Genomic DNA, 23,794 nt, shown 5'->3' with positions numbered 1-23,794 from the left:
CGTGGATTGCCTTAAACACGTGCAAAGAAAAGTGTGACGTCGTCGCGTCGCGCCTGCGCGCCTTGCCACTTGCCGAGCGCCTCGAGCAGCCGCGCCGAAATCGCGGCGGGCGTGTTCTCGCGGGCGGCAAGAATCAGTTCGAGCGCGCGGCGTTTGCCGAACGCGATCTTGCGCGGACCGCCGATCTGATCGGTCAAACCGTCGGTCGAGACGAACAGCAGACTGCCTGGCGGCACGTCCACCGTATGCAAACTCCACGCGTAGTCGGCGAGGCTGTCGACATAGCCCACGCCCATACGGTCGCCCGCGATGCTTTCGAACGCGTCGGCGTCGGGGCGCAACACATGCAGCGCCACGCGCGCGCCCGCGAACCGCAGTTGCGCGCGGCTCGCGTCGTACCAGAAGAACGCGGCGTCGAGGCCGTCGTTGGATTGCGGCGCGTCGCCCACGCCGTTGATCTGCCCGAGCAACGCCTTCACGTTGCGATTGACCGCCGCCAGCAGCGCGGACGGATCCAGCGGACCCAGTTGCTCCAGCGCCTGCGAAAGCGACGCTGACGCCAGCAGCGTCATGAACGCGCCCGGCACGCCGTGGCCCGTGCAGTCGGCCACCGCGCCGAACCAGCCGTCGGCGAATGCGGCGAAGTGATAGAAGTCGCCGCCCACCACGTCGCGCGGTTCCCAGACGAGCGCCGCGTCGGGCAGCGTGGTCGAGAGCGTTTCGCGCGAAGCGCGCAGCATGGCTTGTTGGATCACGCTCGCATACTCGATGCTCTGCATGATCTGGCGATTCTTCTCCGCCTGCATTTCCGCGACGATGCTCAGCAGACGCAGCCCGTTGCCCACGCCCAGGAAACGGCCTTCGCGCGTGACGATGAAGCCATCCACCAGCGCCTTCTCGCCCACCTCGACGGTCTTGAACGTGAGCGCCTCGATGCTCATGTCCGCCTCGACGATCAGCGGCTCTTTGTCCATGAACGCGATGCAGCTTTTTTTATCGTAAAGCTCGCGATGAAACGGCTTGCTCATTTGCGACAGAAAAATATCGCGATTGATCAGGCCGATGGGGCGATCGTTTTCGATCACCGCCAGACTGGCCATATCGCGCCGCGAATAAAAAATCTCCATCACCAGAGAATTCGAATCCGCAGCGTCGATGGCCGGTACGTCCTGTGCCAATTCCCCGGCGCTACGCGGACCTGCTGAAAGTCCCGGACGACGAAACTGCGCAAGCGCGGGATGCATGGCTATCCGTTCCAATAAATAAGGAAAACCAGCACGCTAATGACTCTTTATGTCAGTTTCGTTACATTCGTCTGAGAAATAGCTCGAATCGATGCGTTCGCATTCGACGGCTTGCACGCTAACGTTTGCGCGTTTTTTGCCTGCTCGAAGCGGGTAATTTTGACTGCCTCGCGCACGCGGAGGCTTTTTTTTGAGGGTTGCGGTGCAACACGCCTCGTGGCACGAATGTACGATGCGCCGTTAGCCGCATGCGCGCGGCGTGAATGGATTATTTCTGGAAATTAAATAAACAACGCCCGTTGGCAATCGTTAATCTCGGCGCGATTTATTTAGAAAATGGCGAATTGCCATCTGGTTTTTTATCAGCGATTCAAGCATGCATGTCGAGCGTCGATACGCGATTGCGGCCTTCGAGCTTGGCCTGGTACATCGCACGGTCGGCGGCGTCGAGCAGCGTCTGCGCGGTGCTGGCCGCGTCGTCGCGGTTCGTTGCAGCGGAATCGGCGCGATGTGCGCGATGGGCCCGATAAGCGGAAACGCCAATCGACACGCTCAGCTCGAGGCACGCGCCGTCCTCGCTATGGACTACGATCGATTGCACCGCGCGCCGGATGCGCTCGGCCACGTTGAGCGCGTCGGGCATATCGCATTGCAGCAGCGCGACGAATTCCTCGCCGCCGTAGCGCGAAATCGTGTCGCCCACGCGCACGTGCTGGCGCAGCGCGACGCCAATCGCCGCCAGCGCCTGGTCGCCCACCGTATGACCATGCGCATCGTTGATCTGCTTGAAATGGTCGATGTCGATGAACAGGCACGAGATCGGCTCGGCGTGATGCGCCGCGCGATACACGTCGTGATGCAGGCGCTCGTCGAAATAGTGCCGGTTCGACAGGCCCGTGAGCCGGTCGGTGATGCCGATCAGGCGCAGATGCTCGCGGTGCGCGACGTTGTCGAGACTCAGCGCGGCGACGTTTGCAAAGCGTTCGAGCAGATCGGTCGCCATGCTCGCCTCGTAACGATGCGGGTCGCCGCTCGCGAGGCACAGATAGCCGAGCACCGCGTCGTGCGCGCAGAGCGGCAGCACGATCGCGCTGCCCTTGTGCGCGCGTGCGTCGATAAAAGTGTCGCGGGTCGTCGCGTCGAGTTCGCTCGCCGGGCCCAGCCAGCAATGCGCAAGGGCGGCCTGCGCGCCGCACAGACGCGCGAGCGCCGCACCGTGGCCGCGCCCGGCTTTCAGGCACGCAGCAGCGGCTTCGTGCGGCGCGTCGATCTCCAGCAGCTCGCGCAGCAACGGTTCGCGCTCATCGACCCAGAGACTGACCGACGCAAGCGCGAACACTGTGCGAAGCCGCACGAGCACGCCGTCGAGAAAAGTGCTCCAGTCGCGCGCGCCGATCAATTGCAGCTCAACGCTCTGAAAGCTTCGTAGTGTGCGCTCGTTGCGCTGCACGGTTTCGATCAGCGTAGCCAGATCGCTTGCGGCGGGGGTCGCGGAGTCGGTCAAAATGCGCGCAGGAAATGCCAAATATTACTAATTACGGCAAATTACGAAATTGCTTGAGCGATTTGCGCAATCGGTACGCGTGCACAGCGCTTCGCGGCGGGCCGTTCGTATCATGCGACCGTGCGGGCGATCCCTTACAATGAGCCGCTTTCGGGCCGCGTTGCCGGGCGCGCTTGTCGTTCGTTCACGGCGCGTTTATCGTCGGCCCGACGTCTGCCTTTCTCCCGCCTCGCCATGAATCGTGATATCGAACGCGCGCTCGACGCCGCGCAACAACACGCCGCCGCCGGGCAAACCGACGACGCCGCGCGTCTCCTGCAAGACGTCCTGAACCACGCGCCCGATCACGGCGAAGCACTCGAAGGTCTCGGCTATCTCGCCGCGCGTCAGGGCGATCACGCGCGCGCCGCCGATTATCTCGTGCGTGCGGCGGCCAATATGACGATGTCGACGGAGCAATTGCATTTCGCCGCGCAGGTCTGCCAGCTCGCGCAGCGTCACGCCGATGCACTCGCGCTTTACGAACGCGCACTCGCGCGCTCGCCGCATCACGCGGAATCGGTGCTGGGCGTGGCGATGGCGCTGATTCGTCTGGAGCAGCCGGCGCGCGCGCTGGCCACGATGGAGCAACTCTGCAAATTGCAGCCGCGCTCGCCCGAAGCGCATTACAACCGCGGCACGCTGCTCGGCACCATGGCGCGCTACAACGAGGAGCTCGACGCGTACCGGCACGCCATCGCGCTCAATCCGCGCTTCGTGCTCGCGCATGTGAATCTGGGCGTGGCGCTGCGCGATCTCGGGCGTTTCGACGAGGCGATGCAGCAGTTCAAGAAGGCGCTCAGCATCGATCCGAACGATGCGGGCGCGCGCACGAATCGCGCGCAGACCAATTTGCTGCGCGGCGAATTCGAGCACGGCTGGCGCGAATACGAATGGCGCTGGCGCGACGGCAGCCAGGATCACGGCTTCCCGGCGCAGACGCTCTGGACCGGCGCGCAGCCGGTCGCGGGCAAGACGCTGTTCGTGCATCACGAACAAGGTTATGGCGACACGCTGCAATTCCTGCGTTTCGTCGATCGGTTGAGCGCGGCGGGCGCGCGCGTCGTGCTGCGCGTGCAGGACGCGCTGTTGCCGCTTCTGCGCGGCTATCGCGGCGCGGCCGAGGTGATCGGCGAAGCGGACGCAGCACCGCCGTTCGACTATCACATCCCGCTGTTGAGCCTGCCTTTCGTGCTGAAATTGCGCGCGGCCGATCTGGCCGCGACTGCGCCGTATCTCGATGCCGACGTGGATACCGCGCCATGGAACGACGTGCTCGCCGATAACAACGGCAGCAGTGATGGCAGCAGCGAGCGCAAACCCAACATCGGCATCGTCTGGTCGGGCAGCCGCACGCATCTGAACGACCGCAATCGTTCTATGACGCTCGAACAGCTCTTGCCGCTCTTCGACGCCGACGCGCGCTTTTTCGCGCTGCAACCGGATATCCGCGAGCGTGATCGCGACACACTCGCGCAACTCGAACAACGCGGCGTGCTGCGCGATGTGTCGGCGCGCCTTTCGAATTTCGCCGACACCGCCGCGTTCATTTCACGGCTCGATCTTGTGATCAGCGTGGATACGGCCGTGGCGCATCTCGCAGGCGCGCTCGGCAAGCCGGTGTGGATCGCGCTGCCCTTCATGCCCGACTGGCGCTGGCAACTCGCGCGCAGCGATACGCCGTGGTACGCGAACGCGCGCCTGTTTCGCCAGACGCGGCGCGACGACTGGTCGAACGTGGTCGGCGAGTTGCGCGCCGCGCTCGACGCGCTGCCGCGCGACTGATTCGGCGCGAGGCTTGACGCTCACGCGTGCAGCTTGAGACCTTTCACGGCCTTGTCGACGGCCTTCTTCGGCCCGTGCAACGCGATGCCCACGAGATTCAGATGGTCCGCGTCCTCAGCGCGAAACACCTCGCGATTGGCGGCGTCGTGGCCCGTCGAGAACATCGCGTGCACATAGGGCACGATCCGCACCTCGCGCGACATCGCCTGGCGATGCGCGGCCTGCAAGCCCGGCAGATCGGCGGCGAACACCATCATCGGCTGGCCGAGCATGCGGCCGTACCGACGCCCGGCGGCGTCCTCGTACGGTTCGCCCAGCGCGTCGGGCGCGGCGGCGGCCACGCCGGTCGCGAGAAACGCGACCACATTGAGCTTTTGCCAGACGGCGAGATCGTCGCGCACGATCAGGGCCACTTTCGTATCGAACATGATTGCATCCGGAATGAACAAGCCGCCCATGATCGGCGACGTCCGGGGCATCAGTCTGGAACGTTTGTGCACATGCGCCGGTAGGCGGCGGGCGTCATCCGGTAGGCGCGGCGGAACCAGCGTCCGAGGTGGCTCTGATCGGCGAAACCGACTTCCGCCGCGACCTGCGCGGGCGTGCGCCCCGCCGCCAGCAGACGGCGCGCGGCGCGCAGCCGCAAGCGCACCAGATACGCGTGCGGCGACGTGCCGAACGCGCGCTGAAACAGCCGCGTGAGCCGGAAACGGTCGATGCCCGCGATCTGCACGAGGTCGTCGAGGCCGAGGTTGCCGTCCATGTGCGCGTGCAGCGCGTCACGCACGCGCGCGATCGCGGGCGGCGCCGCGCTGCCGTTCAGGTGAGCGGCATCGGCCAGCGTCTCGCGCAACTGGCCGCCGAGCAGCATCAGCAGGCGGTCGAGCGACTGGTCGCGTGCGAGGCGGCCCTCGTCGCCGTAGATCGCGAGAAAGGCCTGACGAATCGACTCGACGAGCGCGCGGTCGTCCACGAGCGTCTGGCCGAACGCGGCCTCCACGCGGCCGAGGCCGGGCAGGTTGAGCCGCTGCGCCGCGTGCGCGACCCACGTCTGCGGCAGGTAGAGCATCGCGTAGGTGAAGCCCGCGGTCTCGGGCGCGTGGCCGTCGTGCAACGCGCCCGGCTCGATCAGGATCGCGCGGCCCGGCACGCTCGTGTGCAGCGCGCGATGGCACTGGAAACGCTGGACGCCCTGCTCCGTGTAGCCGATCAGCATGTCGTCGTGATCGTGCGGATCGTAGGCGTGGCCGCTGAAATGCGCGCGCAGGCCTTCGATGCCCGTCTCGGCGTCGCGGCGCGCGACGAGCCAGTTGCCGTCCATCTTCGCGCTTGCGTCCACGCTTGCCTGCGCGTTCGCATCGGTTATCGCGTTCGTCATGATGGGCGGGAATCCTCGTCTTCGGCAGCGGAATCAGCTAACCAGTTTACGTCAGCCGCGCGCGCCCTCGTGTTACAGAACGCTTTCGGCGCGGCAGGCGGATGGAACTCCGCGCGCGGCGCGCGGGTCCGTCAAGGTATCGCACTTGCTCACAGAGAACGTTCACGTTCAACCGAAGCGAAATCATGCCGACGAATACCCCCGCAAGCACCGCGAACCAGGCCGCCAAGCTGCCCGCCGATCCGCACACCGCCCAGAACCCGCAAGCCGCGCCGCGCGCGAGCGCGTCGGCCGCCGGCGAACATCCCGCGCCGCCCTGCACGCTCGTGATCTTCGGCGCGGGCGGCGACCTGACGAAACGCCTGCTGATGCCGGCGATCTACAACCTCGCTGTCGACGGTCTGCTCGACGGCGGCATGCAGATCATCGGCGTCAATCACGGCGAGCGCGCCACCGACGCCTGGCGCAACGACCTGCACGACGCACTCGCGCAATTCGCCGCCGACAAGGCCAGCACCTTTCACGCCGGCAAGCTCGACGAACGCGCGTGGGACTGGGTCGCGCAGCGTCTGCACTACATGGCCGGCGACTTCGAGGACGACGCGCCTTATCAGCAGCTCGCACAAAAGCTCGACGGCGAAAAACGCGGCAATGTCGTGTTCTATCTCGCCGTGGGCGCGCGCTTTTTCAAGCCGATCATCGAGCGGCTCGGCAAGGCGGGTCTGCTCAAGCAGGACGGCGATGGCGACAAGAATGGCGATCAAGGCAGCGGCCCGTTCCGCCGTATCGTGATCGAAAAGCCCTTCGGCACCGACCTCGCCACCGCGCGCGATCTGAACCAGCATCTGCTGCGTTTCGCGCAGGAATCGCAGGTCTATCGCATCGACCATTTTCTCGGCAAGGACACCGTGCAGAGCATTCTCGCGGTGCGCTTCGCGAATGCGATGTTCGAGCCCATCTGGCGACGCGAATATATCGACAGCGTGCAGATCACGGCGTCGGAAGTGATCGGCGTGGAAGGACGCGGCAGCTTCTACGAGCCGACCGGCGCGTTCCGCGACATGGTGCCGAACCATCTGTTCCAGTTGCTCGGCATGATCGCGATGGAGCCGCCGAACTCGTTCGACGCGGAGTCGGTGCGCAACCGCAAGGCCGAGATCTTCGACGCACTGCAGCCACTCAAACGCGAGGACGTGGTGTTCGGGCAATACGCGAAAGGTCCGGCGGGCGCGGCGTATCGCGACGAACCGAACGTGGCGAAGGACAGCACGACGCCCACTTATGCGGCCGCGCGCGTGCATATCGACAACTGGCGCTGGGTGGGCGTGCCGTTTTATCTGCGTACCGGCAAGCGGCTCGCGGCGCGGCACACGGAAATCTCTGTGCAACTCAAGAGCGTGCCGTTCCGCCTGTTTCGCGACACGCCCGTCGACGCGCTCACGCCGAACGTGCTGACGCTGCGCATCGACCCGACGCACGGCACGCGCTTCGATTTCAACGTGAAGGTGCCGGGGCCGGTCATGCGAGTGGGCCCGGCGTATTCGTCGTTCGACTACAACCAGTTCTTCGCGGAACAGGCCAACGTCGGCTACGAGACGCTGCTGTACGACTGCATGCTCGGCGACCAGACGCTGTTCCAGCGCGCCGACAGCATCGAGTCCGCGTGGGCCGCCGTCGATGGCGTGCTGCATCCGCGCGGCGCGCCGATACCGGTGCACGACTATCCCGCAGGCAGCGCCGGCCCCGCCGAAGCCGACGCGCTGCTCGCTCGCGACGGACGCGCCTGGCGCGCGCTCGCTGCGGACGAGCCCGCAAGCTCATAAACTCGAGTTATCGCACGGACGAACCATGGAGGAGCGAGTGGCAACAGCACGAAAAACAACGACGCCGAGTACGTCGGGTACGCGGAAAGCAACGGCGAAGCGCGCTACGGCGGTTAAAAAGACCAGCTCGAAGCAAACCGTGGCGAAGCAAGCCCCGGCCAGACGCACGCGCGCGCCCGAAAACATTCTCGCCATCGACATCGGCGGCACCGGCCTGAAAGCGGCCATCATCGACGCGAACGGCACCATGCGGACCGACCGCGTGCGCGTGGCGACGCCGCATCCGTGTCCGCCGGATCTGCTGGTCGAGACCCTGCATACGCTCGTTCAGCCGCTGGTCGAGCAATATCCGCCGCAGCACATTTCGATCGGCTTTCCGGGCTTCGTGCGCGACAACCGCGTGCTCACGGCGCCGCATCTCGGCGTGGACGGCTGGAACGACGTGCCGCTCGCGCGGCTGCTCGGCGAGCGGCTCGGCGTGGCGTCGGTGCGCATGATCAACGATGCGGAAATGCAGGGTTTCGCCGCCATCGAAGGACGCGGCCTCGAATTCGTGCTGACGCTCGGCACGGGCGCGGGCACCGCGCTGTTCCGCGACGGCGAGCTGATGCCGCATCTCGAACTCGCGCATCATCCGGTCAGCAAGAAGCACGCGTATGACGAATATATCGGCGACGCGGCGCGCAAGAAGGCGGGCAACAAGCGCTGGAACGCGCGCGTCGAGAAGGTGATCGGCATTCTCGAATCGCTCGTGCATTACGACAAGCTCTGGATCGGCGGCGGCAATGCCGAACGGCTCACTTTCACGCTGCCGCCGAACGTGGCGACCGTGCCGAACGATCGCGGCATCGAGGGCGGCGCGCGGCTATGGCATCCGCGCTCGATGCGCGAGACGCGGCAGTTGGCCGCCGCAACGCAGCGCACCGGCGAATTCGAGTAGACGCCGACTGCCCGATCGACCGCGCGCTGCCGCGCTTACCAGCGCAGCAGCCGCGGCCCGAGCCACGCGCCGATGGCGGCGGGCAGCAACATGCCGATCGCGTACCAGACGCTCCAGAACGCCGGGCTCATCTCCGGGCAATGCGCGCAGTAGGCGATGGTCGCCAGCGCGCTCGCGAACAGTCCGGCGGCGGCGCCCGCCACGCGCGGGCGCGTCGGCGCGAGACCGCGCGCGGCCCAGAACACCGCCGCGAACGTGGGCACCGACAGCAGCACGATATTGAACGGACAGGTGCGCCACGAGAGGCCGAGCACGAGCGTCGCGCGCTGCGCGGGTTCGGCTGCGCCGAGCGTGATCCAGCCGCCCGCCCACACGGCCACGAACGGCACGACCAGCAACGCCCACGCATAACCGCCACGCACACCGGGACGGCCGACACGGCTCACTGCGAGCGCCGCCGCCAGCGCCACGCAAACCGGAAACGCGAGCTTGGCCCAGAAGATCGGCGTCTGCGCGACCGTCAGCAGATCGTGGCGCACACCGAACACGATGCTCATCAGCACGAGCGAACCCGCGAAACCCAGCGGCAGCGCGCGCGCGAAGCGGCGCAGCGCGACCTTGCGGTCCACTCTGGCGACGCCCGTCGACAGCAGGCTGATCAGGTCGTCGGTTTTCATTGCGCCCCCCGGATGCGCGCGGCGAGCGCCTTGAGGCCGCGGTGGATGCCCACTTTCACCGCCGATTCCGAAAGCCCCGTGAGCTTCGCCGTCTCCACCACCGACATGCCTTCGAGCTTCACATGCACGATGGGCAGGCGCTGCTTGTCCGGCAACTGGTCGAGCAGCTTGCCGATGTCGCGGCGCGCCTGCGCCGGTTCGTCGTCGGGCGTGGCGAACAGATCGGCATGGTCGTCGAGCGGATCGTTGAGCGATTCGCGGCGCGCGCGCGAGCGGAAAAAGTCCATCAGTTTGTAGCGGGCGATCGCGTGCACCCAGGCCGTGAGCGGTTCGTCGGGACGCCACGTGTGACGCGCGTTGTGCACCGCGAGCAGGATTTCCTGCACGAGATCTTCGACGTCGTCGTGCAATTGCGGAATGCGGCGGCGCAGATAGCCGCGCAAATGACGCGTCAACTCTTGCAGGAAGCTGCGATAAGCGTCCGCGTCACCTTCCAGTCCGCTGACGAAGAGCGCTTTGAGACGGATTTCCGCGGGATACAAAGGGCGTCCTGGGCTGTCGCAGCGGTCGGTTGGCGTGACGGGAGCGCCCGCCTGGTGAAAGCTTGCAACGGGCTTGCGGCTGGCCGAACCCGCGTGTAATACGGGTTCGATGCTCCGAGCGTAGCCGAACCCGTTGCGCATCGCAATAGCGCCCGCGCCGACGCCGTCGCCACCTCCGCTGTCGGGTTCCTGCATCCGCCATCGCTTTGCCGCTTTTGCCCAGCTCACCTTGTTGATGCTCCGTATTCGTTCGCCCATACGCCGCTCGCGCGTGCGTGCCGTGTCGACGTAATTCGTCGCGGGCGGCGCGCCGGTTACACGCGGCGTGAATTGAATCGCGCGGCGCAGCGCGGCACGCGCGAAAATTTTTCACGCGCGCTGTAACCGGCGAAGCGCACGCGGCGAATTCACCGTAACCGCAACGCACTTGCCCCACGAGGAATTCGCCATGGGACCGACCACCGGAACGCCGAACGCCATCGAGCACACCACGCCGCCAGCGTCACCTGCGGCGCGCCGCGAACGCCCGATTCATCCGCTCTGGCTGCGCGTCACGCACTGGCTCAACGCGCTCGCGGCGCTCGTCATGATGTTCTCGGGCTGGCGCATCTACGACGCGTCGCCGGTGTTTCGCGGCATCGTCATTCCGCCCTCGATCACGCTGGGCGGCTGGCTCGGCGGCGCGCTGCAATGGCATTTCGCGGCGATGTGGCTGCTGTTCTTCAACGGCCTCGTCTATCTCGGCCTGAATCTCGCGAGCGGCCGCCTGTTCGCGAAGTTCTTGCCGCTGAGTCCGCGCGCCGTGCTGCGCGATCTGCGCGCCGCGCTCGCGGGCAAGCTCTCGCACGCCGACCTGCGCGAGTACAACGCCGTGCAGAAGCTCGCGTATCTCGTCGCCATCGCCGATCTGATCGTGCTGGTGCTGTCGGGTCTCGCGATCTGGAAGTCGGTGCAGTTTCCCCTGCTGCGCGAACTGATGGGCGGCTACGACCGCGCCCGCGTGGTGCACTTCTGCGCGATGGCGCTGCTCGCGGCGTTCGTGGTGGTTCACGTGACGATGGTCGCGCTCGTGCCGCGCTCGCTGCTCACGATGTTGCGCGGACGCTGATCGCCGCGCCGTTTCGCAAAACCGGCATCGAGATTTCCATAAGGATTCCAAATGAATACGAAACATGCGCGCATCGTCACCGTGGACCGCGCGGCGATTCTCACCGACGCGCGCCGCGCGATCGACAAGCTCGACATGCCCGCGCGGCGTCTGTTCGGCAAGCGCCTGCTCACGCTCGGCGGCCTCTCGATGCTGACCGGCTGTTCGATCACCGACGACGCCTCGGTCAACACGCTGCTTGGCGCCGTGTCGCTTCTGAACGACCGCGTGCAGGCGTTCATCTTCAATCCGCACCAGCTCGCGCCGACCTATAGCGAGGCGCAGATCACGCGGCCGTTTCCGTTCAACGCGTTCTATAGCGAGGATCAGGCGCCCGTGGTGGATGGCGGCAGCTACCGGCTCAAGCTCGGCGGGCTCGTGAGCGGCCAGCGCGTGTGGACGCTGCCCGAACTCTACGCGTTGCCGCGCGCCGATCAGATCACGCGGCATATCTGCGTGGAAGGCTGGAGCGCGATCGGGCGCTGGGGCGGCACGCCGTTCGGCGACTTCCTGCGCCGCGTGGGCGCGGACACGAGCGCGCACTACGTGGCCTTTCGCTGCGCCGACGATTACTACGAAAGCATCGACATGGCCACGGCGCTGCATCCGCAGACGCTGCTCGCGTTCGATTACGACGGCCAGCGTCTGCCCGCCAAATACGGCTATCCGATGAAGCTGCGCATGCCGACCAAGCTCGGCTACAAGAACCCCAAGCACATCGTCGAGATTGTCGTCACGAACACGTATCCGGGCGGTTACTGGGTCGACCAGGGCTACAACTGGTTCGGCGGTTCGTGACGCTTCGCTATTTTCGCCTCGTTTTTTTCACCTCGTTTTTTCACTCCGCTTTGCGCGGTACATTTCACTCACCAGGAGCACGCTCATGAAGAAGATCACGATCGCCGCACTCGCCGCCGTTTCCCTCGCCGCCACGCTGGGCCTGAGCGCGGGCAGCGCCTTCGCGCAAAGCAACGGCGCGATGTCGAACGACGCCATGTCGAAAGACAGCATGCAGAAGGACACGATGGGCAAGGACGCCATGTCGAAGGACGACATGGGCAAGGGCGGCGCGATGTCCCACGACAAGGCCAGCAAGCCGATGAAGAAGGACAGTGCCATGGGGATGGACCACGGCGCATCGGGCGCGATGTCGAAGTAAGTATCGAAATAAGCGCCACGCGCAGGTCACGTCGCCAGCCGCGCTCCCCGCTCACGCGGGAGCGCGGCTTTTTTTGCCCGCTTGAGCGCCTGACCGGGCCTCCCGCGGGGCATCCTTAACATGCACATCTGAAATCTTTATACGAAATCACTATTTAAATTGCGCATGACGCGGTGATAGGCTGCATTCGATCGGCGGCGTGGCGTTCGTGCGCGCCGCGCTCTCCCCCAACACGACAATGCGCGCCGGCGGCGATCCGGCGTCCGCCAGCCCAGGAGTCACGATGAGCGTCGAATTCATAGGCATGATCCAGCAGCGCAAGGTATCTGAAACCCATCTTGCGCAAGGCCCCGCAATCGACGTCGACTATGTGCGCCAGTTCGCGCAGGCGCACGAAAACGCCGGATTCGACCGCATTCTCGTGCCGCACAGCTCCGTGAGCCCGGACGCCACGCTCACCATCGCCTACGCCGCGAGCGTGACCTCGCGCGTGCATTTCATGCTCGCGCACCGTCCCGGCTTCGTCGCGCCGACGCTCGCCGCGCGCCAGCTTGCCACGCTCGATCACTTCTCGGGCGGCCGTCTCGCGGTCCACTTCATTTCGGGCGGCAGCGACACCGACCAGCGCCGCGACGGCGACTTCCTCACGCACGACGAACGCTACGCGCGCACCGACGAGTATCTGCAGATCCTCAAGCGTGTCTGGACCGAGGAGAAGCCGTTCGATCACACGGGCCGCTTTTATCGCTTCGAGCAGGCGCATTCGGAAATCAAGCCGCGCCAGCAGCCGCACGTGCCGATCTATTTCGGCGGCGCGTCGGCGGCCGCGCTCGAAGTCGCGGGCAAGCACGCCGACGTCTACGCGCTGTGGGGCGAATCGCAGCAGCAGGTGAAGGAACTGATCGAGCGCGTGCGCGGCGAAGCGGCCAAACATGGCCGCAGCGTGCGCTTCTCGGTGTCGTTCCGCCCGATTCTCGCCGACACGGAAAAGGCCGCGTGGGCGCGCGCCGAGCACATCCTCGAAGCAACGCGCCGTCTGCGCGCCGAACAGGGCGTCGCGGCCGGCGGCCCGTTGCAGAGCGAAGGCGCGCGGCGTCTGCTCGCGGCGAGCGGCGACGGCGTGCGCGCCGACGATCGGCTGTGGACCGCCGTCGCGAAGGAAATCGGCGGACGCTCGAATTCGACCGCGCTCGTCGGCACGCCCGAGCAGGTCGCGCAGACGCTCGCCGAGTATCACGCGCTGGGCGTCACGACCTTCCTGATTCGCGGCTTCGATCCGCTCGAAGACGCCATCGACTATGGCCGCGTGCTGATTCCGGCCACGCGCGAACTGACCTCGCGCTTGACCGCTTCAAAAGCGGTGTCGAAGGCGGCTTGATCGACGAACCGGAACGCATCATGACCACCACGCTCGATATCGCCCAGGATTTCCGCCAGCCGCCCGTGCGCCGCTTCTGGTTCGACGACGACACCGCCGCCAGCGCGCGCAGCGTCGCCGAAGAACGCCGTCATCGCCAGGAACGGCTCGCGGGCGCGTTTCGCCTGTTCGCACGCTACGGCTTCGATCAGGGGCTCGCGGGCCACATCACCGCGCGCGACCCCGAATGGCCCGACCACTTCTGGGTCAATCCGCTCGGCCTGCACTTCGGGCGCATCCGCGTCTCGGACCTGCTGCTCGTGAACCGGCACGGCGAGATCGTGGTCGGTCACGGCCCCGTCAATCAGGCCGCCTTCGCGATTCACGCCGCCATCCACGAAGCGCGCCCCGACGTGGTGGCCGCCGCCCACACGCACTCGCTCTACGGCAAGGCGTGGTCGACGCTCGGCCGCACGCTCGATCCGCTGACCCAGGACGCCTGCTCGTTCTACGAGGACCACGCGCTGTTCGACGATTTCCAGGGCGTCGTGCTCGACACCGGCGAAGGCGCGCGCATTGCCGCCGCGCTCGGTCAGCACAAGGCCGCGATCCTCAAGAATCACGGCATCCTGACCGCTGGCCCGAGCGTGGAGGCCGCCGCGTGGTGGTACATCGCGCTCGACAACGCCTGCCACGCGCAACTGCTCGCCGAAGCGGCGGGCACGCCGCAGCGCATCCCGCACGACGTGGCCGCGCTCACGCATCAGCAGGTGGGCCGCGCCGGCGGCGCGCAATACGCGTTCGAGAGCCTTTACGCGGGCCTCGTCGCCGCCGAACCGGAGTTGCTCGACTGATGGCGATCCACAAACTGCGTCACTTCGTCGGCGAGATCGCGCGTCTCGTCGACGAAGCGCCCGAAGAACCCGCGCTGATCGAACGCGGCCTCGCCGCCTTGCGCGATCTCGTACGCGACGACGACTGGCTGCCCGACGCGTTCGCGCAACCTTCGCCCGAGCGCTATTGCCAATATCTGCTGCACGCCGACGCGCGCGAACGCTTTTCGGTCGTGAGCTTCGTCTGGGGGCCGGGTCAACGCACGCCCGTGCACGACCATACGGTGTGGGGGCTCATCGGCGTGCTGCGCGGCGCGGAGTATGCGCAGGCGTACCGGCGCGACGCGCAGGGCGCGCTGCGCGAAGACGGCGCGGAAGTGCGTCTCGCGCGCGGCGACGTGGAAGCGGTCTCGCCCGCCATCGGCGACATTCATCGCGTGCGCAACGCCTTCGACGACCGCGTGTCGATCAGCATCCACGTGTACGGCGCGAACATCGGCGCGGTGCGCCGCGCGACCTATCCCGCCGACGCGCCGCCCAAACCGTTCATCTCCGGCTATTCGAACGACTTTCTCCCGAACCTCTGGGACCTCAGCAAGGAACACCCCGTCACATGAAGTCATTTCCCACGCGCAGCCTTCACGACGTGCGCGCCGCCCTGCTCGCGAAACGCGAAATCGCCCTGCTCGACGTGCGCGAGGAAGATCCGCACGCGCAATGCCACCCGTTGTTCGCGGCGAACCTGCCGCTCGCGAAACTCGAACTCGATGCGTGGACCAAACTGCCTCGCCGCAACGTGCCGATCATCCTGCTCGACGACGGCGAAGGCTTCGCCGAACGCGCGGCGCAGCGGCTCGACGCGCTCGGTTATACCGATGTCGCGCTGCTCGAAGGCGGTCTGCGCGGCTGGATCGATGCGGGCGGCGAGGTGTTTCGCGACGTCAACGTGCCGAGCAAGGCGTTCGGAGAATTCGTGGAAGCGCAGCGTCATACGCCGTCGCTGTCCGCCGAGTCCGTCGATGCCCTGCTGCGCAGCGGCGCCGACGTGGTGGTGCTCGACGCGCGCCGCTTCGACGAATACCGCACCATGAACATTCCCGGCAGCATCAGCGTGCCGGGCGCGGAACTCGCGCTGCGCGCCCGCGCGCTCGCGCCCAATCCGGCCACGCGCGTGATCGTCAATTGCGCGGGGCGCACGCGCAGCATCATCGGCGCGCAATCGCTCGTGAATGCGGGGCTGCCGAATCCGGTCGCCGCGCTGCGCAACGGCACGATCGGCTGGACGCTCGCGGGACAGACGCTGGAGCACGGCAGCGCGCGCCGCTTCGACACACACGCGGGCCGCGACGACGCCACGCTCGACACGTCGCAACGCGCGGCGCGCACGCTGGCCGACCGCGCGGGCGTGGGCCGCACGACGATCGCCGAAGCCGCGCGCTGGGCGGCGGACACGCAACGCACGACTTATCGCTTCGACGTGCGCACGCCCGAGGAATACGAACACGCGCATGCGGGCGGCTTCGTCGGCGCGCCCGGCGGTCAGCTCGTGCAGGAAACGGAAATGTTCGCGCCGGTGCGCGGCGCGCGCGTGGTGCTGTTCGACGACGACGGCGTGCGCGCGAACATGACGGCGTCGTGGCTCGCGCAGATGAATCACGATGTGTATGTGATCGACGATGCGTCGTCCGCCGACCTCGATGCGCACGGCGCGTGGCAAGCACAAAAACCGTTACCCGCGCCCGTGACGTCGATCACGCCCGAGGCACTCGCGGCGCGGCTCGCCGAAGCGGATCACGGCACCGTGGTGCTCGATTTCACGTCGAGCGCGAATCACGTGAAGGCGCATATTCCGGGCGCGTACTGGACGCTGCGTTCGCATCTCGCGCCCGGTTTCGCCGATCTGCGCGCGTTGCCCGACGCGAAGCGTTACGTGGCCGTGTGCATGACGAACGCGCTTGCGCCGTTCGCGGCGCCCGACATCGCCGCGCTCACGGGCAAGCCCGTCGAGGTGCTGGAAGGCGGCACGTCGGCGTGGATACGCGCGGGGCTGCCGGTGGAGGAAGGCGAAGCGACGCTGGCCTCGCCGCGCATCGACCGCTATCGGCGTCCGTATGAAGGCACCGGCAACGCCCGCGAGGCGATGAACGCGTACCTCGAATGGGAGTACGGACTCGTCGATCAACTCGGGCGCGACGGCACGCACGGGTTCTTCGTGATTTGAGCCGTATGTTTTGAGGCTGGAAAACAAGGCTCGAAATGAGCCTTGTCCGTCATGCCGCTTTAGCGATGCGCGCCGCCTTGAAGCGGCGCGCGATACTTTGTGCAAGCACCGCAAGCGCCGATTCCATACGCCCGATTGCGCGCGAACGCACGATCCACACTGCGATTTCCGGCTTGAAATCGGCGATCTGCACGACATCGAGTCGATCCGCGTGCGCGCTCGCGGTCACGAGCGGCTGCGGCACGAGGCCGAGACCCACGCCGTCGGCGACCAGCCCGAGCTGCAATTCCGCGCCCAGCGTTTCAAGGTTCAGCCGCAGCGAATGGCCCTGCGCGGCGAGCGCGTGCTGCAAGCCCGCGCGAAAGCCGCAGCCGTCCGGATTGAGCACCCAGCCATACGCCTGGCACTCCGCCAGCGTATGCGCGCGCCGCTTGAGCAAGCCTTTTTGCGCGACCACGGCGAGCTTGAGCGTGCCGAGCATCTCGCCCGCCAGCGTCTCGGGCAGCGCGCGATTCGCGGGCAGCAGCACCACGGCGGCATCGAGTTCGCCGTCTTCCACTTTTTGCAGCAGCGGTGCGCCCCAGCCGGTCGACACCCGCGCCTGCAATTCGGGATGCGCCGCGCGCAGCGCCTGCAGCGCGTCGAGCATGGCGATGTCGGCGACCGTTTGCGCGACGCCGAGGCGCAGCACGCCCGCGAGCGGCGCGCCGTCGTTCACGAGCTGGCGCAGCGCGTCGACTTCGCGCTGGATCGCGCGGCATTGTTCGTAGACCGTGCGGCCCATCGGCGTGGCGCGCAACGGTTTGGTGTTGCGGTCGAGCAGCGCGACGCCCAGCGCTTCCTCGAAGTTCTGGATGCGGCGCGTGACGGCGGGTTGAGTCAGTTCGAGCGCTTCGGCGGCCTGGCTCAGCGATTCGCTGCGCACGACTGCCACGAAGGCTTCGATCTCGTCGAGTTTCATGAATGGAGTTCCTGCGAAATGCATCTGACGTGCACAAGCTTAGCCGCAATGACCGCTCGGGTTCAAGCTCGGCCTACTGCTTCTTGCATATTTAGATAGAAGAACAATGCGTTTGCGTTATGACGATGCGCTGCTTATCGTGGGGCCATTCCCATCTGTTCAGCTATCGAGGATCGCTCCATGCGCCGTTCCGCTTCACGCTTTCGCTTCGTTCACACCGCGGTCGCCGCGCTCGCGGCGTCGTTCGCCTGTTTCGCCGGCGCGGCGCATGCGCAGACCACGCTCAAGGTCGGCGATCAGCAATTGCAGACGCGCGGCATTCTGGAAGCATCGGGTCAATTGAAGGACGTGCCGTACAAGATCGAGTGGTTCAACTTTCCGGCCGCGCAACCGCTCGGCGAAGCGCTCAACGCGGGCGCGATCGACGTGGGCGGTCTCGGCGATGCGCCGCTCATCTTCGCCTACGCCGCCGGGGCGCGCATTCGCGCGGTCTCCGCCACGCGTTCGGTACCCGTCGATCTCGCGATCCTCGTGAGCGCGTCGTCGCCGATCCGCGATGCCGCCGGTCTCAAAGGCAAGCGTATCGCCACCACGCGCGGCTCGATCGGCCATTACCTCGCCGTGGCCACGCTGGAGCGCGCGCATCTGAAACTCAGCGACGTGACGTGGGCTTTCATGCAGCCCGCCGACGCGAAAGCCGCGCTTGCTTCCGGCACCGTCGACGCATGGTCCACGTGGGACCCGTACGTGGCGCTGGCCGAGTCGCGCGATCACGACCGCAGTATCGCGAACGGCGTGGGCGTCTCGTCGGGCCTGAGCTTCGAGGCCGCGACCGACGAAGCGATCCGCACCAAACACGCCGAAATCGCCGACTTCGTGCAGCGCGTGGCCGCGGGCCAGCGCTGGGCGCTCGCGCATCCGGACGAAGTCGCCGCCATCCAGTCGCGCGTGACGGGCCTGCCTGCCGACGTGCTCAAGACCGTTTATCAGCGCGCGCAACTGCAACCGGTGGCCATCGACAGCAGCCTGATCGCCGAGCAGCAGCGCACCGCCGACCTCTATCACCGCGCCGACGTCATCAAGACCCGGATCGACGTCGCGCCAGGTTTCAATCAGCAATTCCCCTTAAATGCGCATTAAAACGGCTTTAAAAGCGGACCCTGGCAGCGCGCCGAAAACCGTCAACCCCGCGGCAGGGCCTTGTTGCAGAAGGGCGACAGCGCGTCGATTTCATTACAGGAATTTAAATTGTTCGAAATATCATTGCGCCACTTTCAGCGCGCTGGACTCCGCCGGCGCGCACGGGTTATCCAGATCCGACCGCTAGCGCGCCTGCCGCGCGGCGATCCAGACGAATAGAAACGGGGAAGACATGAAAAAGACCACCGCGGCGCTCGGCGTCGCACTGCTGGCCGCATCGGCCCAATCGGCATTCGCACAGAGCTCGGTCACGCTCTACGGTCTCGTCGATACGGCGGTGCGTTACCAGACCAACGCCAATTCGAACAACGACGGCCTCGTCGAAATGCGCGAAGGCGTCGTGACGCCGAGCCGCTGGGGCCTGAAGGGCACGGAAGATCTGGGCGGCGGCACGTCGGCCATCTTCAAATTGGAAAACCAGTTCAATCTGTTCAACGGCAAGCTCGCGAACTCGAACAACCAGTTGTTCCAGCGTAACGCGTACGTCGGCCTTTCGAACACGAAGTACGGCACGCTGACCTTCGGTCGCCAGCAAACGCCGTTCTTCGACGAAATGGGCAACACGTTCGACCCGCTGACCGTCGCCGACTACTGGCAGGACAGCTGGGCGTACAACCCGGTCGGCCCGTTCCTCTTCACGAACAACTCGGCGAAGTACACGAACACGATCGCCGGCCTGCACGTCGAAGCGATGTACGGCTTCGGCGGCGTCGCGGGCAGCACGGGCGAGAACTCGATGTACGGCTTCACGGCTTCGTACGCGTTCGGTCCGGTGCAAGGTCTCGTGGGCTTCCAGCAGAACGACGTCTCGGGCAAGAAGTTCAACATCGCCAACGTGGGCCTCGTCTACACGGTCGTGCCGTCGGTGCGTCTGCTGGCCGGCTGGCTGCATTCGCAGGACAACACGGGTACGGTCGACCAGGCGCAGCAACAGGTCAGCGGCGCGCCCGCCCTGATTTCGAGCCAGAACCGTATCGACGACAACTTCTACGTCGGCTCGACGTGGCAAGCCACGGCGCCGCTGGCGATCACGCTGGCCGGTTACTACGGTCACGCGCGCAATGCCGCGCTGGCTGACGGCGGTTACGGCGTCGGTATCAACTACTCGGCCACGCTGCTCGCCGAGTACTCGCTCTCGAAGCGCACGGAAGTCTACGGCACGGTCGACTTCACGCGCGGCACGGGCGCTTACCTCGCCGACTACCCGGGTCGCAACAACCAGACCGGCGTTGCAATCGGTCTGCGCAACATCTTCTGATGACGCGGCGCCCGCGATGGGCGCCGGGTTCGAAGACGTAAAAAAACCGCCCGCGTTGCAAAACGCGGGCGGTTTTTCTTTGGGCTTTTCTTTTGGCTTTGCGCTCGGCTTACTGCACCGCGCTGTCACGCTGCACAACCACCGTGTCGTTCGACGTCGCCGAGCGGGCGGCGCGTTCGGCGAAGGCCTGAATATCCATCTCGTCGTAACCGATGAAGCGGCTCTTCTTCACGAGACGATAGCCGAGCCACATCAGCGCGAACAGCGGAATGCCGATATACGTGGCCAGCACGCTCGCCCAGTCGATCCTGTCGGCGACGAAGGCCTGATAGTCCTGGCCGAGCATGATGACCAGACACACTACGAACGCGAAGATCGGCCCGATCGGAAACCACTTCGACGTATAAGGCAGTTGCTTGAGCGAGTAACCCTGCGCGACGAAGCCCTTGCGGAAGCGGTAATGGCTCACGGCAATGCCGAGCCACGCGATGAAGCCCGTCATGCCCGAGGTATTGAGCAGCCACATGTAGACGGTCTTGTCGCCGTACATCGACGAGAGAAAACACAGCGCGCCCACGGCCGTCGTGGCGTACAGCGCGTTGCGCGGTACGCCGCTCGACGACAGCTTCGCGAACACCTTCGGCGCGCGCTTTTCGACCGCAAGGTTGTAGAGCATCCGCGTGGACGCGTACATGCCCGAGTTGCCCGCCGACAGCACGGCCGTCAGGATGACCGCGTTCATCACGCCGGCCGAGACGGCCAGACCCGCGCGGCGGAACACGAGCGTGAACGGGCTCACGCCGATATCGGTGACGTCGGACTTCAGCAGGTTCGGATCGGTGTGCGGAATCAGCAGGCCGATGACGAAAATCGCCAGCACGTAGAACAGCAGAATGCGCCAGAACACCTGACGCACCGCGCGCGGAATGGTTTGGCCGGGATTCTCCGATTCGCCCGCCGCCACGCCGATCAGTTCGGTGCCCTGGAACGAGAAGCCCGCGATCATCGTCACGCCGAGCAAGGCCGGCAGGCCGCCCGTGAACGGTCCGCCTTCGAGCATGAAATTGCCCCAGACGTGATCGGCGCCGCCCTTGAGAATGCCGACGATCATCAGCAGACCCACGCCGATGAACGCAATCACGGTAATCACCTTGATGAGCGAGAACCAGTATTCCGCCTCGCCGAAGCCGCGTACGGACAGCGCGTTGAGCAGGAACATCACGCAGAGGAACCCGGCGCTCCACCAGACGCCCGAGACATGCGGGAACCAGTAGCCCATCACGAGCTGTGAGGCGACCAGTTCGACGGCGATGGTCACCGCCCAGTTGTACCAGTAGTTCCAGCCGAGCGCGAAGCCGAAGCCCTCGTCGACGAACTTCGCGCCGTAGGTCGCGAACGAGCCGGAGACCGGCATGAACGCGGCCATTTCGCCGAGGCTCGTCATCAGGAAGTAGACCATCAGGCCGATCACGAGGTACGCGGCCATCGCGCCGCCGGGACCGGCCTGCGAAATGGACGCGCCCGACGCGACGAACAGGCCCGTGCCAATCGAGCCGCCGATGGCGATCATGGTGAGGTGTCGGGCTTTGAGACTGCGATGCAGGGACGGTGCGTTGTCCCGGGCGCCGGAACCACTTTCCGGGGCGCGATGCGGATGCGAATCCATATAAATCTGCTTGAGTTCTAACGTGTGTTGCTGGGTAATGAGCTGCTAGCTAATGAGCTGCCGGCGTATGCCTCGAGGCTCCCGGAAAGCCCGTTGACCCAAGCGATTGCGCAAGAAGCTGGCCGCCCGTTGCTGGGCGGTAAGCGGCGCCGAAGTCGCCGCGAAAAGCAGAGCACTTGACACTACATCTTGACGCAACGCCCGGACAGGCGTGCCGATTGATCGAGCGGACCGAACGGATCCAGCACTGACGCCGCTCGTCTCGAAGACTGGAGCCGCGATTCTATAGCAGTGGCCGCCGCGCGTCGCTAAGGTCGCTGAAGTTCGAGGCGGGTTGGGCGGGTGGGCGTGCGCGGATTTATGCGCGGATGAAGCGCGGGAGGCGGTGAGTTATCGGGGCGCGAACGCATACGGCGCGTTCGTGTAAACGATGGGGACATAACGCACGGCCGTGCAGTTGCAGGCCGCGCTTTGGAATCGACGTTGGACGTGTCTCGGGCGCTTTGGCTCCGAGCGAGAGCCTGAATTGGCTGTTAGTTGCAGTAATGCAGATAGCGCCGATCAACCGCCCGACGGCAACTTTTCGTAGCTCGCGAGCATTTCCTCGAATTCCGCCTGGTCGGGGAAGCTCACCACTTCATGCCGCACCGGCAAATACGACGTCGGCTTCAGATGATCGGCGAAACGCGCCATGACCACGGCGCGCGGCACGAACGCGGTCTGCTTCGTCGCCGCGCGCACCAGCACGAAGAAGTCGGTATCGGGCAGCAGCGCGTGGACGCCCTCGCTCCACGCGCACACGCTGCGCTGCTCGCCATCGGCGCTTTGCAGAACCGTGTGCTTCGCGACGAATACGTCGCGACCTTCGCGCGCGTGCAGCGCAACGAGCGCATCCTGCTGGTCCTGATAATCGGCGTCGCGTTCGCGCAGACGCATGCGATGCAGCCGCGCCGCGAGCGCGGGCGGCACGAAGCGCTCCCACGCCTCGCCGTTCCAGCGCAGCATGAGCGGCGGCAGCGGACGCGATTGCGCGTACGCCTGCTCGGCCAGTTCCACCAGCGTCTGCAAGCCCGCTTCGTTGCGATCGCCCGTCAGCAGCAGCACCGCGCGGTTCGGGGCCATCACCACGGGCGCGCCGGAGATCGACTGGCGATACAGCAGGTCAGTCAGCAACAGGCGCGAGGCGTCGTAGAAGTCGCCGAACTGCGAGAGAAACACGCCGTTCTGCAAGGCCAGCCATGGCATGGACGAAGTCTCGCGCAGATTGTCGATGGCGAAGGCAAGCGCCTCGTCGAAACTCACGCCCCACGTCGCGAGCTGCGCATGGTTCAGCCGCATCACGTTGAACTCGCCGTCGCAGGCAATGCCGATTTCGAGGTTCTCGCACAAGGTGCGGTACGCGAGATCGGGGCGCTTCGCGTGGCCGTGCGTCTGCAGGTCGAGATAGCCGCGCTCCGTCGCGCTGCGGATCACGGGCCGCAGTCGCGCCCTCGCCTCGGCGAGCGTGGCGGGCACGTCTTGATGCATCATCCCCGCCACCGCGCGGCGCATCGTGGCCTCACGCGCGTCGGGCGCGGCATCGGCGTAATCCCGGTGCATGTTCGGCAGATTGATGAAGGCCGGCTGCTCGCCTTCGGCAAGTCCCGTCTGCACGAGACGCGAGTGGGCCAGCTCCGTGCGCCACGTGCGCGTGTCGCCCGCTGCGCGCAACGCGGCCATGAACAGCTCGGCGAATTCCGCCAGGGTCGGCGGCGGCGGCGGAGCCGGCGTTTTGCGGAAACGGTCGAAGAATCCCATGGTCTTTGAGTATTGTTGTCGAGGAAACGGGTGCCGCAGGCCGATGGGTACGGAAACCGGTTGCTGAATGCGGCGCCGCAATAGTGGCGAGCCCCTGCGCGAAGTGCCGTCGATCTCACGGCTAACGGCGCGTTTCACGCATTCTGAAGGCTATTCGCGCCGCAAACACAGGAAACTCGCGCGCAATCGTTTGCCGTTTATTACCGCACTTTTTAAATCGATGGACACCACCGCAGGTCGATGGTGTCATACGCGGATTCTCT

21 protein-coding genes are annotated in these 23,794 nt (G+C 65.8%); 12 read left to right on the top strand and 9 right to left on the bottom strand.

Annotated features, from left to right (window positions below; genetic code table 11):
* Positions 1 to 11: 11 nt before the first annotated feature.
* The gene (locus tag SB764_RS10200) at positions 12 to 1,127 is read right to left on the bottom strand and encodes a SpoIIE family protein phosphatase (RefSeq protein WP_408583144.1); all 1,116 of its coding nucleotides are present in this window, start codon (positions 1,125 to 1,127) and stop codon (positions 12 to 14) included.
* Positions 1,128 to 1,614: 487 nt separating this feature from the next.
* Entirely contained in the window at positions 1,615 to 2,748 is a 1,134-nt protein-coding gene (locus SB764_RS10195) for a sensor domain-containing diguanylate cyclase (protein WP_321865519.1), read from the bottom strand.
* A gap of 234 nt (positions 2,749 to 2,982) precedes the next feature.
* On the opposite strand from SB764_RS10195, the gene SB764_RS10190 reads away from it, so the two are divergent.
* Positions 2,983 to 4,572 carry a tetratricopeptide repeat protein gene (locus SB764_RS10190; RefSeq protein ID WP_110329190.1) on the top strand — a complete coding sequence of 530 codons (1,590 nt, stop codon included), beginning with the start codon at positions 2,983 to 2,985 and terminating at the stop codon, positions 4,570 to 4,572.
* 20 nt (positions 4,573 to 4,592) lie between these two features.
* Here the strand turns inward: SB764_RS10190 and SB764_RS10185 are convergent, their stop codons facing one another.
* Positions 4,593 to 5,000: a DUF2000 domain-containing protein gene (locus SB764_RS10185; protein WP_176080918.1), complete on the bottom strand. Its 408-nt coding sequence runs from the start codon at positions 4,998 to 5,000 to the stop codon at positions 4,593 to 4,595.
* 50 nt (positions 5,001 to 5,050) lie between these two features.
* A complete protein-coding gene (locus SB764_RS10180) occupies positions 5,051 to 5,893 on the bottom strand; it encodes a helix-turn-helix domain-containing protein (RefSeq protein ID WP_410863493.1) in 843 nt (280 codons plus the stop codon).
* A gap of 242 nt (positions 5,894 to 6,135) precedes the next feature.
* Between SB764_RS10180 and zwf the strand changes: the two genes are divergently transcribed.
* Together zwf and SB764_RS10170 are read left to right on the top strand one after the other, a co-directional pair.
* Entirely contained in the window at positions 6,136 to 7,773 is a 1,638-nt protein-coding gene (gene zwf, locus SB764_RS10175; RefSeq protein ID WP_410863460.1) for a glucose-6-phosphate dehydrogenase, read from the top strand.
* Positions 7,774 to 7,912: 139 nt separating this feature from the next.
* Complete coding sequence (locus tag SB764_RS10170) at positions 7,913 to 8,713, top strand: ROK family protein (protein WP_234774692.1); 801 nt, start codon at positions 7,913 to 7,915, stop codon at positions 8,711 to 8,713.
* Positions 8,714 to 8,748: 35 nt separating this feature from the next.
* Here the strand turns inward: SB764_RS10170 and SB764_RS10165 are convergent, their stop codons facing one another.
* Both SB764_RS10165 and SB764_RS10160 read right to left on the bottom strand, forming a co-directional pair.
* A complete protein-coding gene (locus tag SB764_RS10165; protein WP_065061516.1) occupies positions 8,749 to 9,390 on the bottom strand; it encodes a DUF1109 domain-containing protein in 642 nt (213 codons plus the stop codon).
* Positions 9,387 to 9,932: a sigma-70 family RNA polymerase sigma factor gene (locus SB764_RS10160; RefSeq protein ID WP_074981830.1), complete on the bottom strand. Its 546-nt coding sequence runs from the start codon at positions 9,930 to 9,932 to the stop codon at positions 9,387 to 9,389. The genes SB764_RS10165 and SB764_RS10160 overlap by 4 nt, the downstream gene beginning before the upstream one ends.
* 448 nt (positions 9,933 to 10,380) lie before the next feature.
* On the opposite strand from SB764_RS10160, the gene SB764_RS10155 reads away from it, so the two are divergent.
* From SB764_RS10155 to SB764_RS10125, 7 genes are all read left to right on the top strand, one after another.
* The gene (locus tag SB764_RS10155; RefSeq protein WP_110329187.1) at positions 10,381 to 11,040 is read left to right on the top strand and encodes a cytochrome b/b6 domain-containing protein; all 660 of its coding nucleotides are present in this window, start codon (positions 10,381 to 10,383) and stop codon (positions 11,038 to 11,040) included.
* Between the two features lie 51 nt (positions 11,041 to 11,091).
* Complete coding sequence (locus SB764_RS10150) at positions 11,092 to 11,877, top strand: molybdopterin-dependent oxidoreductase (protein ID WP_410863458.1); 786 nt, start codon at positions 11,092 to 11,094, stop codon at positions 11,875 to 11,877.
* 85 nt (positions 11,878 to 11,962) lie between these two features.
* Positions 11,963 to 12,238, top strand: coding sequence for a pentapeptide MXKDX repeat protein (locus tag SB764_RS10145; RefSeq protein WP_074981826.1), 276 nt, complete (start codon positions 11,963 to 11,965; stop codon positions 12,236 to 12,238).
* Positions 12,239 to 12,521: 283 nt separating this feature from the next.
* Positions 12,522 to 13,616 (top strand): LLM class flavin-dependent oxidoreductase, encoded by a 1,095-nt coding sequence (locus SB764_RS10140; RefSeq protein ID WP_176080924.1) that lies wholly within the window; start codon positions 12,522 to 12,524, stop codon positions 13,614 to 13,616.
* Positions 13,617 to 13,636: 20 nt separating this feature from the next.
* Positions 13,637 to 14,449 carry a class II aldolase/adducin family protein gene (locus SB764_RS10135; protein ID WP_065061550.1) on the top strand — a complete coding sequence of 271 codons (813 nt, stop codon included), beginning with the start codon at positions 13,637 to 13,639 and terminating at the stop codon, positions 14,447 to 14,449.
* Positions 14,449 to 15,045: a cysteine dioxygenase gene (locus tag SB764_RS10130; protein ID WP_410863455.1), complete on the top strand. Its 597-nt coding sequence runs from the start codon at positions 14,449 to 14,451 to the stop codon at positions 15,043 to 15,045. Before SB764_RS10135 ends, SB764_RS10130 begins: the two co-directional genes overlap by 1 nt.
* Positions 15,042 to 16,649 (top strand): rhodanese-related sulfurtransferase, encoded by a 1,608-nt coding sequence (locus SB764_RS10125; protein WP_074981820.1) that lies wholly within the window; start codon positions 15,042 to 15,044, stop codon positions 16,647 to 16,649. Before SB764_RS10130 ends, SB764_RS10125 begins: the two co-directional genes overlap by 4 nt.
* Before the next feature lie 49 nt (positions 16,650 to 16,698).
* Here SB764_RS10125 and SB764_RS10120 read toward each other — a convergent pair whose 3' ends face one another.
* Positions 16,699 to 17,610 carry a LysR family transcriptional regulator gene (locus tag SB764_RS10120; RefSeq protein WP_065061509.1) on the bottom strand — a complete coding sequence of 304 codons (912 nt, stop codon included), beginning with the start codon at positions 17,608 to 17,610 and terminating at the stop codon, positions 16,699 to 16,701.
* A gap of 180 nt (positions 17,611 to 17,790) precedes the next feature.
* Here SB764_RS10120 and SB764_RS10115 point away from each other — a divergent pair, with 180 nt between their 5' ends.
* Together SB764_RS10115 and SB764_RS10110 are read left to right on the top strand one after the other, a co-directional pair.
* Positions 17,791 to 18,750: an ABC transporter substrate-binding protein gene (locus SB764_RS10115; protein WP_065061508.1), complete on the top strand. Its 960-nt coding sequence runs from the start codon at positions 17,791 to 17,793 to the stop codon at positions 18,748 to 18,750.
* A gap of 232 nt (positions 18,751 to 18,982) precedes the next feature.
* Entirely contained in the window at positions 18,983 to 20,068 is a 1,086-nt protein-coding gene (locus SB764_RS10110) for a porin (protein WP_065061507.1), read from the top strand.
* A 109-nt stretch (positions 20,069 to 20,177) separates the two neighbouring features.
* Here the strand turns inward: SB764_RS10110 and SB764_RS10105 are convergent, their stop codons facing one another.
* Both SB764_RS10105 and SB764_RS10100 read right to left on the bottom strand, forming a co-directional pair.
* Positions 20,178 to 21,734, bottom strand: coding sequence for an amino acid permease (locus SB764_RS10105; RefSeq protein WP_110329183.1), 1,557 nt, complete (start codon positions 21,732 to 21,734; stop codon positions 20,178 to 20,180).
* Positions 21,735 to 22,295: 561 nt separating this feature from the next.
* The gene (locus tag SB764_RS10100; protein ID WP_410863452.1) at positions 22,296 to 23,531 is read right to left on the bottom strand and encodes a hypothetical protein; all 1,236 of its coding nucleotides are present in this window, start codon (positions 23,529 to 23,531) and stop codon (positions 22,296 to 22,298) included.
* Positions 23,532 to 23,794 lie beyond the last annotated feature (263 nt).

The sequence above is a fragment of the Paraburkholderia sp. SIMBA_027 genome (genome assembly GCF_046535315.1).
Classification (GTDB): domain Bacteria; phylum Pseudomonadota; class Gammaproteobacteria; order Burkholderiales; family Burkholderiaceae; genus Paraburkholderia; species Paraburkholderia tropica.
This window is presented reverse-complemented; position numbering and strand designations above follow the sequence as displayed.

Bases quoted from the DNA above. Each gene is read 5' to 3' on its own strand.
- SB764_RS10200 (WP_408583144.1), bottom strand. From the start codon at position 1,127: ATGGAGATTTTTTATTCGCGGCGCGATATGGCCAGTCTGGCGGTGATC.
- SB764_RS10190 (WP_110329190.1), top strand. From the start codon at position 2,983: ATGAATCGTGATATCGAACGCGCGCTCGACGCCGCGCAACAACACGCC.
- SB764_RS10185 (WP_176080918.1), bottom strand. From the start codon at position 5,000: ATGTTCGATACGAAAGTGGCCCTGATCGTGCGCGACGATCTCGCCGTC.
- SB764_RS10180 (WP_410863493.1), bottom strand. From the start codon at position 5,893: ATGGACGGCAACTGGCTCGTCGCGCGCCGCGACGCCGAGACGGGCATC.
- zwf (WP_410863460.1), top strand. From the start codon at position 6,136: ATGCCGACGAATACCCCCGCAAGCACCGCGAACCAGGCCGCCAAGCTG.
- SB764_RS10165 (WP_065061516.1), bottom strand. From the start codon at position 9,390: ATGAAAACCGACGACCTGATCAGCCTGCTGTCGACGGGCGTCGCCAGA.
- SB764_RS10155 (WP_110329187.1), top strand. From the start codon at position 10,381: ATGGGACCGACCACCGGAACGCCGAACGCCATCGAGCACACCACGCCG.
- SB764_RS10150 (WP_410863458.1), top strand. From the start codon at position 11,092: ATGAATACGAAACATGCGCGCATCGTCACCGTGGACCGCGCGGCGATT.
- SB764_RS10145 (WP_074981826.1), top strand. From the start codon at position 11,963: ATGAAGAAGATCACGATCGCCGCACTCGCCGCCGTTTCCCTCGCCGCC.
- SB764_RS10140 (WP_176080924.1), top strand. From the start codon at position 12,522: ATGAGCGTCGAATTCATAGGCATGATCCAGCAGCGCAAGGTATCTGAA.
- SB764_RS10135 (WP_065061550.1), top strand. From the start codon at position 13,637: ATGACCACCACGCTCGATATCGCCCAGGATTTCCGCCAGCCGCCCGTG.
- SB764_RS10130 (WP_410863455.1), top strand. From the start codon at position 14,449: ATGGCGATCCACAAACTGCGTCACTTCGTCGGCGAGATCGCGCGTCTC.
- SB764_RS10125 (WP_074981820.1), top strand. From the start codon at position 15,042: ATGAAGTCATTTCCCACGCGCAGCCTTCACGACGTGCGCGCCGCCCTG.
- SB764_RS10120 (WP_065061509.1), bottom strand. From the start codon at position 17,610: ATGAAACTCGACGAGATCGAAGCCTTCGTGGCAGTCGTGCGCAGCGAA.
- SB764_RS10115 (WP_065061508.1), top strand. From the start codon at position 17,791: ATGCGCCGTTCCGCTTCACGCTTTCGCTTCGTTCACACCGCGGTCGCC.
- SB764_RS10110 (WP_065061507.1), top strand. From the start codon at position 18,983: ATGAAAAAGACCACCGCGGCGCTCGGCGTCGCACTGCTGGCCGCATCG.
- SB764_RS10105 (WP_110329183.1), bottom strand. From the start codon at position 21,734: ATGGATTCGCATCCGCATCGCGCCCCGGAAAGTGGTTCCGGCGCCCGG.
- SB764_RS10100 (WP_410863452.1), bottom strand. From the start codon at position 23,531: ATGGGATTCTTCGACCGTTTCCGCAAAACGCCGGCTCCGCCGCCGCCG.